We start from the raw sequence: 10,146 nt of genomic DNA, 5'->3' as shown, positions 1-10,146 counted from the left end.
GTTTTTGATTACTTGAAGAATTGTTTGATCTCCAGGAACGTAAACGGATGTTCCTGCGAAAGGTACAATAGCAATGGGAATCGCAGAAGTCATCCCCTGGGTTAATTCTAAATCTAATGCGCCATAGGCGGGAATAAAAAATAATGAAGCGAGGATATAAAGGGCTAGTCGATATTGTTTTCGCATGGCTTTTACTTCGTGAGGTAACTACCGCCAGATTATAGTATTGCTACTATCATTCATGCAATGGTCATAAATTCGTTTGGGTCTGCAGAGGTCGAACCGTTAAGCGCAATTCCCGAAATTGAGAAAAGAGAGCACTATCTTGGGAAACGGGTAAAGGAGAAGCTTTAAAGACCGCCATTCGAGCCGACTGATCGAGGACAGGGTCGCCACTGCTCTTAAGTGTCGTTACCAATAAAACAACTCCGCCCGGTGCTAAGTGAATAAGCAAAATACATGAAAGATTTTTATCGGCGTTTTCAGGCACAATCCATTGTTGTTGAATAGCTTGTATGATTTGCGCTTTGTATTGATCTAAAACTCCCTGATTCTGCGCCGTCTGACGCGCTTTAGCTACTTGAGCCTGTTCTCGCTGTATTTCTTGTTGCAATAATTGCTGTTGTAATTGTTGTTGTTTGGATACCAGTTGATGTTGTTTAATTTGCTCCTGCTTTTTCAAAGCTAATTCCTTTTTATGTGCTAATGCTTCTTGCTCTTCCTGTTGCTTCAAACGCAGTTGTTTTGCATGCAAAGCCGCAAGTCGCTTTTGTTCAGCGATTTGTTGTTTTTTAAGGCCTGAACTCTTTCTTGTAATGCTCGAGCACGCTCTTGCTCAGTTTCGCGCTTTTGTTTTTCTTCTTTTTTCATAGCATTAATTTCATTATCAATAGCTGCCTGGTTTACCGTTTCTGCTTTAATAATAATCACAGGGCGTGATGGATTATTCAGTCGATACGTATTCGAGGAAGATAAGTTAATCGTAAGTGCAATCAATAAAATTATATGACAGAAAATAGAAACGCCAACGGGTAAGCGATAAGGGGGTGGTATTTTTAGCACTCAATCTCCTAGAATAGATCACATTAGTATTGATCACATTAATATTGAAAATATTTTTGTAATTCTTCTAATACTTGTTGTAACGTATTCTTATCCAAATACGCCCTATAGGCGATCGTTAAGAATCGTTAAGATAATTAATTATTATAATTTCAATTATATAATCGCCACCAGAGTAAATACACGTTACCTGATTCTTTGTAAGGACAGCATAATCCACATAACTCCCTGAAATTAAAAAGAGACGAGATCCTGCGGTAAACAAAGAATGGCCCATAGTATAATCAGCGAGGAGGTTTTTGAAACCAAATATTTTTGTTAGTTAGGGTAGGCATAATATCATAATGAGAGGTAAGGTAGGAATAAATCTGTGGTTTTTCCCCAGCCAATAAATTAATAAAGGAACATGTAATTGATAGGGCGAAGGATAGGGTGTATAAGCGCTAGTATGAACCCAGTACCCCCTATGCTCACCGTTAAGTTATTGATCCTGATCCGCTGTAATAATGACAATCGTATTTGTAATAATGACAATCGTATTTTTTAATAAATCATGGCTTTTAAAATCATCCAGTACTTTCTTAACTTCACTATCTAAAAAATAAACGGCATTGTAGTAACGATTAATATAGGGAATTGGATCGGAATTGGGAGTAAGCGAAAAACAATCGCACTGTTTAACAGCGAGTTGGAAAGGTTTGTAATCTAGTGTAGTAGGGTCACAATAATTATGTACGGCATCATAAAGAATGAATCTCCAAAGAATGAATCCCCAAAAAAGTCGATCCTGTTGTCGCTTTTTTAAAAATTGGTCAAATTCGCGAGTAATAGCACGATCACAAGCTACCGTACTATTTCTAAGCGTTTGCATTAAAATGTGTTTTATTTCTGAAAAAATAGTTTTTTTTCAAATGCTGGAAAATTTAGAGGGGCACTGGTGAAAATCCTCATTTGATAATTATTTTTAAAAAATGATCGATTAATAAAGGTTCTCGATGCTGACTTAAAAAAAGCTCGCTAATAATTATTGGATATCCCATAAAAATTGGATATCCCATAAAAAAGGGATACCAATCCAGTTTATGTACAATTGCCCCACTCGAGTGATTTTTAAATTGCAACCTTCCTTGAGGAAATTCATAAATGTTAGGCGTGTATATTTTACTCATGCCATCATAACGCCAGGTATCAATACCTATAATGAGTACGTTTAATAATTTCTTAGGGACCCCACATTGAAGTCGATAGATTGAAGTCGATAGAGAGGATATTTAAGTGGGTGATTTGATCTCTCGTACCAAAAATAAACTTCAGCTTTTGGCATTAAAATTTGTCGGATGCTAGGATCACCTGGCATTAATAAAATCCGTAAACCCCATCATAATAAGTAAGAATTCACGCTGCTTTCAAAACAATATGATTATCGATATGGCTAAACCAATGTCGGTAGCTCATTACTGTTGCAACAAATATGCAACTGTAAGAAGCTAGGAAGAAGGTTATTAAATATCAGCAAAAACATACTCTATCAGCAAAAACATATTCTCGATATCCTTTATTTTCTTTAACTACTCTACACCATACTAATAAAACAACGAAATACTCCACTACGAGTAAAACAATAACTAAATCAACTAATAAAATTTGCTCCAATAGTGATAAATAAAATTACTTCTGATAAAGCACTGGTTTAAAAAATACGCCATCCCACACTGAGAGTGCATTTGATACAAGTCCAAAGTCACACTATCAATAATCAAAGCCTATCAATAATCAAAGCAACAACGAGTAATGAAGTAAAAATCATACCTAATATAAATCCAATCCATCGACGGGGGAACAGAGTGATTATTCCAATTATAATCAAGCAACCAAAAAAAAGAATAAAACTTGTAGTTGAGTGATGAACGAAGCAATTAAAAATATCCATCCTAATGCTATGCGACCTACCGTAATACCATTCATTGAGTGAAAATTTGGCAGCATTCAAAAATAATTAAGATTAATTAATAGGCCCAGGAATGTATTAACCCAAAAAACCATCCTGCCCAACGACGGTATAAAATGCGTCGGGATTTGGCGGATGATTGAGACATGAGGGATTCCTTATAGTTGTAGTCGTCGCTAGAAGCGTCTATTATCGAATGAATAGACCGTGAAATGCAAGATTGATGATGAGTTAACCACCTAGGACAGGGTGTAATTTTCTGTCTCTGCTTGGACTAACACCTCTCACAATCCTACCATAACCCATAAAAAAGGCTATCTAAGGAAGGAGTCAATTTAATGGTAGATTTTTCTGTAGTCAGCATTGGTTTTTGTTAAAAAAGAACTCCATAATTTCCCATTTTGACAATTCAGTGCTCCTTGCATTAGGGTGGGAATCACATCGTAATGACTGGTTCGATAATTTATTTCAGCCTTTTTAGAAGGCCAATAGATGATCAAAGGTGTATGCACTTGTCACGGTGTATAATCGCTCGTATGCCCCCAATAGTTCTGATGATTTTCATTAAATTCTTCGCCATGATCCGCAGTGATAATCACAATAGTATTTTGTAATAACTGATGGCCTTTCAGCAACTGATGGCCTTTCAGCTCCTGTAATACCTGTCCTACTAAAGCATCATCAAAATACGCCGCATTTCGATAACAATTTAAATAAGGTAACGGGTCAGCAGAATTTTTAACAATAAACGATTCTAAACTTTGATAGCAGGTTGTAAGGGTTTTAAGTAATTTTCGGATGACTCGCAATAATTGTGTGTTTCATCATAAAAAAACAAAACTAAAAAAGGCTTCTCGGAGTTTAAGTTTATATGGTTGATAAAATCTTTAAATTCTTGCGTGATGCATCTCGATCACGGTAAAAAGATTCAGCGCCGGGTGTGTTGATCTGTAAATTTTTTGTTTCATGAAACACTGTTTCATCAAAAGCGGGATAATGCAAAGAAACACTTCTGAAAATATTAGTCTGATAATGATCTTGTAATAATTGATCAATAAAGGCAGGAAAACAATGTTGTTTCAACATCGCTGTCCAATAGTTAGCTGGAAGGCTGTAAAATAAAGAGAAAATCCCAGGACGCGTGCAATTTCCACCACTTAAATTATCTCAAAATACCCAAGATTTTTGAGGAAATCGATAAATGTTCGGTGTTACCTTAGGGTTTAGCATTTCAAATCACCATGCATCTAACGCTATATAACAATATTGTAGGAGTTTGAGATGGTCGACATTGTAGAGGATTCAAAGGATAATTGAGAGACTTAGCTACTTCCACATTTTGTACAAAAAAACCATCGTCCCGGGTTTCCAATTCTAAACTGGAATCTTTTACACTTAAATAATAAATCAAATACGGCATTGTAATAAGGAATAAAAGGAATAATTTGCACTTCCATTACGAGAACATGATTTATTACTTTGAGCACTAACATCTTCAGTTACATCTGCGGTTGTAGCCAGCGTTAATGTGTAAGATAAAAATAAGCACGTTGCGAAAACAAGACCAAACAACCAACCATGCTGCCGAGTTTTGTTATTTACTTTCTTACCATACATAAAAAGCAATACTTGTTTCCAAACCAATCAATAACAAACCTATTCTATTACAACCTATTACAACCGCGTTGCTCCACTCAATCCATGATAATTCCAAGACTTGATTAAAAATCCCTGCTCGGAATTCTCCATGCCACGCCTGCTAAGTGTGGTAACAATAGAGATAATAAACAAGCGCATCTGCCACAAACAAGGACTAATAACGGCAAGAAGTACAAAAATGCAAAGAAGGCCTATTGACCGAAAAGTCCTATTAGCATAAAAATCTAACCTAGAATCACTCTCGTGTGGGTCATCAAAGGAATGGAATCAAAATTGGGTAATTAGAAAAGCTAATTAAGACCAATAAAGAAGTAAATGAATGCATTAGCAGTGAAAAACCATCCTGCCCAACGACAGAGTAATCGTCTACTCGGATTTTGTTTTAACATTGGGCAAGGATATCTCATAAACCTTAAGAAAATATTAAAAGAAGGCAATATTCTTTCTTTCAAATTTGTGCTAGATTTATAAGTGAATCTCTTTAAACAGGAAGAGATCAAATGGACAATAACTCGGGGGAACCATAAAAATAAAAAAACTCTTAACAATCATAAGAAAACGATTAATCACCACGTAAACCGACTAGAACTCTTCAGATTTCGCATTTTGAATTTAACGAGTTTAGTTTCACTTGGTTTTTTCTTTAAGTAAAACCACTAGGTGCTCAATGGATAAATCTTCTATCTCCTGATTTTGACGAAATTTATACTCCAAAGTATTTTTATCCAAACCACGCTCACTAATCAGTAATCGATGTGGAATGCCTATTAAATCCATGTCAGCAAACATGACACCTGGTCGTTCTTTACGATCATCCCAGAGCACCTCAAAACCTGCTTCGATCAACTCATGGTAGATTCGTTCACAAGCTATCTGCACTCGATAAGACTTATGACTATTGAGACCAATTAAAGCTATTGAAAAAGGAGCCATTGCTTCAGGCCAAATAATTCCAGCTTCATCATGATTCTGCTCGATTGCTGCCGCCACCGTTCGCGAAATACCGATTCCATAACAGCCCATTTGCATATAGCGGCTTTTCCCCATTTCATCGATAATTGTGGCCTTCATTTTACGACTATATTTTTCGCCAAGTTGAAACACTTGACCCACCTCAATTCCCCGAGCAAAACGTAAGTGACCTTTACCATCAGGACTTTGATCCCCTGCAACCACATTTCGAAGGTCAGCCACTTCTCCTAAAGGAACATCACGATCCCAATTAACGTTTATAAAATGAAAATCATCTTCGCTGGCTCCGCAACAAAAATTAGCCAAATGCGCAGCGTCTCGATCCACGATATAGGGAAGCGGCAAATTCACAGGCCCCAAAGATCCAGGCCCAGCACCAATAGTTTTCCTAATTTCTTTTTCATTGGCAAAAACTAAGGGAGAAGCAACACCGGCTATGTTCTGTGCTTTTACTGTATTTAATTCGTGATCACCTCGTAAAATAAGCGCCACAAAAGGAGATTCTTCTCCTTTCACGATAAAGGTTTTGACGCATTTTTCCGGGAGAATATTGCATATCTCCGCTAATTGTTTAATCGTACGAACGTTGAGGGTTGCTATTTTTGTCATATCAGCCGTAGGTGCTGGTCGTTCACCTTGCGGCGCCTGAGCGCTTGCTTTTTCAATGTTGGCCGCGTAATCACTTTCATCGCTATAAACTACAATATCTTCACCCACATCGGCCAGAACTTGAAATTCGTGGGAATAGTCACCACCAATAGCGCCAGTATCCGCTAATACTGCACGAAAATTTAATCCTAAACGAGTAAATATACGCGCATAAGCGTCATACATTTCATTGTAAGCCGCTTGCATTCCCTTTTCATCGAGATCAAAAGAATAAGCATCTTTCATTAAAAATTCACGGGAACGCATCACGCCAAATCGGGGACGAATTTCATCACGAAATTTAGTTTGGATCTGGTAAAAATTAACAGGTAATTGTTTATAACTACGCAATTCCTGGCGAGCGACATCCGTAATTACTTCTTCGTGGGTAGGACCAAAACAAAATGCATTCTCATGCCGATCAATAATTCTTAATAATTCAGCTTCGTAAGCTTCCCAGCGATTCGATTCTTGCCATAAGTTCGCTGGTTGCACTATAGGCATTAATAATTCTAGCGCACCACTCCGATTCATTTCTTCCCGAACAATGTTTTCCACTTTTTTTAAAACACGCAACCCTAAGGGCAACCAGGTATATAAACCGCTCGCCAATTTACGTAACATGCCCGCACGAATCATCAATCTATGGCTGCTAAGTTCAGCATCTGAAGGGATTTCTTTAACAGTAGCTAAAAAAATTGACTAACTTTCATAAGTGAAAAAGTGTAGCACAACCAATGATTCCCACCTAAATGTTAGGCTTAGGGCGATATCATGATTAATTTACCAATAACTCTTTAGTGGTTTTGAAGGCCAAGAGGATGGTCCTCAGTACCAGCCGGCGCGACCATGGTTTCAGCTTCATCTATCTATTGTTCGTTCCAGAGCAAAACTCGTATTAGATTCTTTCTTCCGTCTACTAAATACTTGATTCCTCTTCATCATTTAAACTAAATTAGTTAATGCATAACTGACCAGCCCTACCGAGGCAATAGAACAAATGATATAAATAGCCTTATATTCTCTGCTAAATAAATCAAATTATCTTTTACTAATTCAATTAGAATTTGATTTTACCACTTTGAAACTTTCCGATTGCAGCAATTAACCTATTTCCTCTATCCCTTCTGGGACTAACGGTGTTTGATCCGAAGGCAGAGGGACAACTAACAAAGATTATAATAGTGCTGCGGGCCACCAAATAGATCTGGTAACCGCAAAGACAACCAACTCATGCAGTAGGCGCACTAAGTTCTTCCAAAATATGATGGTCAGTGGTAAAAATATAGTTATCTACAAAAAACCTAACAAATTTTTCTTTCACACTAAAGTAATAAACCGCTCCCGAGCCTCCGATTAAAACTAAGGAGGAAATCATTTCAGAAAACTATTTCTTACAATTTTTCAAATCAAATCAAAGAAAGTTTGACGTACAATGGCTTTAAATAGGGCCTCTCATAAAAATCTCCTTATAATCGCTGAAGCTCCCTACGACCTTATCACACCCGTCTTCAACGTCAATGATCAAGAAAAATTAATTTTATTTTAATTAATTTAACGCCTAATTAAATCAGGCAAATCGAGTGACTCACCCATTGCAATTTTCATAAAATAGTTTTTAAGAAAGTTAAGTCGATTAGTCATTGTCAATCCTATATTGCGCGCTTGAACGATAAAAGGCAATTGAGTGCCAAAGCATTCTTTAAAGAATCGCATGGCTGCTAGCATCATAACGTTATCTCCTTTGCGCCAACGTTCATAGCGACGCAAAACCCGAAAACTACCCACGTCACATTTTTCGTGGTGAGCGTCAATAATGCATTGTGCTAAACAAGCCGCATCCATAAAACCTAAATTAACTCCCTGTCCTGCTAGAGGATGAATCGTATGCGCTGCATCACCGATTAATACCCTACGAGAATCTAAATATTTTTTTGCATGACGCATTATTAAGGGGATAGATTTGGGTTGCGTTAGCCGCTGAATCTCACCTAATCGTAACCCAAAAGCATTATTTATTTTTGTATTAAATGATTTTTCATCCGCGGCTATTAATTGGCTTGCTTCTTCTGGAGAAATCGACCAAACAATAGCACAATGATGGGAAGCGGCTAAAGGTAATAAAGCTAACACGGCATCTGGTAAAAACGCTTGCCAACCGGTTTGTTCATGAGGATTTTCGGTTTTAACGACGGCGATGACGGCGCTTTGTTCGTAAGAACGTTCTTGTATATTAATATTCATTTGCTCGCGAAGCCATGAGGCTGAACCATCGGCTCCCACGAGCAGTGAAGTCCGAATTGTTTTTTGATTATCTAACTCAAGAGCAATAAATTTGTCAAAAGATGAGAGGTTCCAAGGTTGAGCTGGGCAAATAAATTCAACTAAGGGATCCTCTTGTAATTTTTGCCAGAGAACTCGAACAATCTCCCGGTTTTCGATAATGGCGCCCAAAGCGTATGCACTAACGTCGGCGCTATCAAAAATAATTTCTCCTCCACCAGCGCTATCCCACACATCCAATTTAACCAGAGGAGAATAAGTTGACTTGCGAATATCCTGCCAACAATTAATTTTGTTTAATAATCGTCTGGAAACTGTGTTAATTGCACTTACCCGAGAATTTAAATTGTCTTTACTCAAACACAACAAAGGTTTTTTTGCTTCAATAAGGGTAACTTTTATTTCTGCATTTGCTAATAATGCTGCTAATAATAGCCCTACCATCCCGCCACCAATAATGGTGACGGGTATCAATTCAGACGACGTTGTCACATCCATTCGAGTTCACCTCGCACTAATTTGGGCAAACGTCCCGCTAAACCGAGCAAGCGTTTGGCCAATTGATTTTTAATCGGAGGCAACAATTCTGTCGCTAACAACCCTAAACCTCGGACTCGATTCACTAAAGGTAATTGTAAGCCAAACCATTGTGAAATATTTCGAGTTAATCCAATTATTCGATCCTGATCCTCTTTACGCCATTTAATATATTCTTGTAAAAGATTAATTTCCCCCAAAAGTTTATGCTTCTGATAAGCAGAGACTACCAATTCGCTGAGCGCTGCCACATCTCGTAATCCTAAATTAAAACCCTGAGCAGCAATGGGATAAAGGGTATGGGCAGCATTTCCTAATAAAACAAAGCCTGGACGAATTTGTTCTTTAGCAATTAGTAGCTGTAAAGGGAATTGCTTCCCTCGTTTAAGCGATTTAATTTCTCCTAAACGATTTTTAAAAATTTTCTGAACCTTACTTTGAAATTCTTCATCAGACCACTCGCTAACTTTTTCAGCCAATTGTTTCGACAAAGACCAAACTAAACAACACTGACTCTGGTTAAAGAGCGGTAAAATAGCCAGCGTTCCTTGCGGCGTAAATCGCTCATAGGCAGTTTGATTATGTGGTTTTGCTAATTCCATTGAGGCAATCAGTGCAACTTCATTTTCATTTTTTTCTTCTGTAGGAATATTTAATAATCGCCGCGCTGTAGATTGGGTTCCGTCCGCAGCAACGAGCAAATTTGTTTGCAGATCTTTTTCTCCCTCAACGGCCAGACAATTAACCGAAGCCACCCCACCACAATGAATAGCAAGAATTTTAGTAATGGGGATAATTTCCACATTCTTTTGAGAGGCTGCTCGTTGATAAAGTACGTGCTGTAATTTATAAAAAGGAACTACATAACCTAAAGCGGGAACCCTTAATTCACTGGATCGAAAACGTAAGGTGCCTAATGCACCTTGATCAGAAACCTGGACGGTAGAAATAGGACAAGATTCAGCAGCCAGGTCTTCCCATACACCTAATGTTTGTAATATTTGATAACTAGCATACGAAAGTGTAATAGGCCTCAT

At 37.7% G+C, this 10,146-nt stretch carries 8 protein-coding genes and 2 pseudogenes; all 10 read right to left on the bottom strand.

Going from position 1 to position 10,146, the window contains the following annotated elements:
• A pseudogene (locus tag B1F79_RS03310) lies at positions 1–186 on the bottom strand (Tol-Pal system beta propeller repeat protein TolB); the annotation flags it as partial.
• A 64-nt stretch (positions 187–250) separates the two neighbouring features.
• A complete protein-coding gene (gene tolA / locus B1F79_RS03305) occupies positions 251–754 on the bottom strand; it encodes a cell envelope integrity protein TolA (protein ID WP_251365987.1) in 504 nt (167 codons plus the stop codon).
• The gene (locus tag B1F79_RS03300) at positions 730–1,062 is read right to left on the bottom strand and encodes a cell envelope integrity TolA family protein (protein ID WP_251365986.1); all 333 of its coding nucleotides are present in this window, start codon (positions 1,060–1,062) and stop codon (positions 730–732) included. The genes tolA and B1F79_RS03300 overlap by 25 nt, the downstream gene beginning before the upstream one ends.
• A gap of 481 nt (positions 1,063–1,543) precedes the next feature.
• Positions 1,544–1,933, bottom strand: coding sequence for a sulfatase-like hydrolase/transferase (locus B1F79_RS03295; RefSeq protein WP_251365985.1), 390 nt, complete (start codon positions 1,931–1,933; stop codon positions 1,544–1,546).
• 1,412 nt (positions 1,934–3,345) lie between these two features.
• Positions 3,346–3,522 carry a hypothetical protein gene (locus B1F79_RS03290; RefSeq protein ID WP_251365984.1) on the bottom strand — a complete coding sequence of 59 codons (177 nt, stop codon included), beginning with the start codon at positions 3,520–3,522 and terminating at the stop codon, positions 3,346–3,348.
• Between the two features lie 3 nt (positions 3,523–3,525).
• A complete protein-coding gene (locus tag B1F79_RS03285) occupies positions 3,526–3,819 on the bottom strand; it encodes a sulfatase-like hydrolase/transferase (RefSeq protein WP_251365983.1) in 294 nt (97 codons plus the stop codon).
• A gap of 58 nt (positions 3,820–3,877) precedes the next feature.
• Entirely contained in the window at positions 3,878–4,096 is a 219-nt protein-coding gene (locus tag B1F79_RS03280) for a hypothetical protein (RefSeq protein ID WP_251365982.1), read from the bottom strand.
• A 1,200-nt stretch (positions 4,097–5,296) separates the two neighbouring features.
• Positions 5,297–7,002, bottom strand: a pseudogene (locus tag B1F79_RS03275) (proline--tRNA ligase).
• Between the two features lie 841 nt (positions 7,003–7,843).
• Complete coding sequence (locus B1F79_RS03270; protein WP_251365981.1) at positions 7,844–9,070, bottom strand: UbiH/UbiF/VisC/COQ6 family ubiquinone biosynthesis hydroxylase; 1,227 nt, start codon at positions 9,068–9,070, stop codon at positions 7,844–7,846.
• Positions 9,061–10,146, bottom strand: a 1,086-nt coding sequence (locus tag B1F79_RS03265) for an FAD-dependent monooxygenase (protein ID WP_251365980.1), incomplete at its 5' end; no start/stop codon positions are given. The genes B1F79_RS03270 and B1F79_RS03265, both read right to left, overlap by 10 nt.

The organism is Coxiella-like endosymbiont of Rhipicephalus sanguineus (genome assembly GCF_018687865.1).
This window is presented reverse-complemented; position numbering and strand designations above follow the sequence as displayed.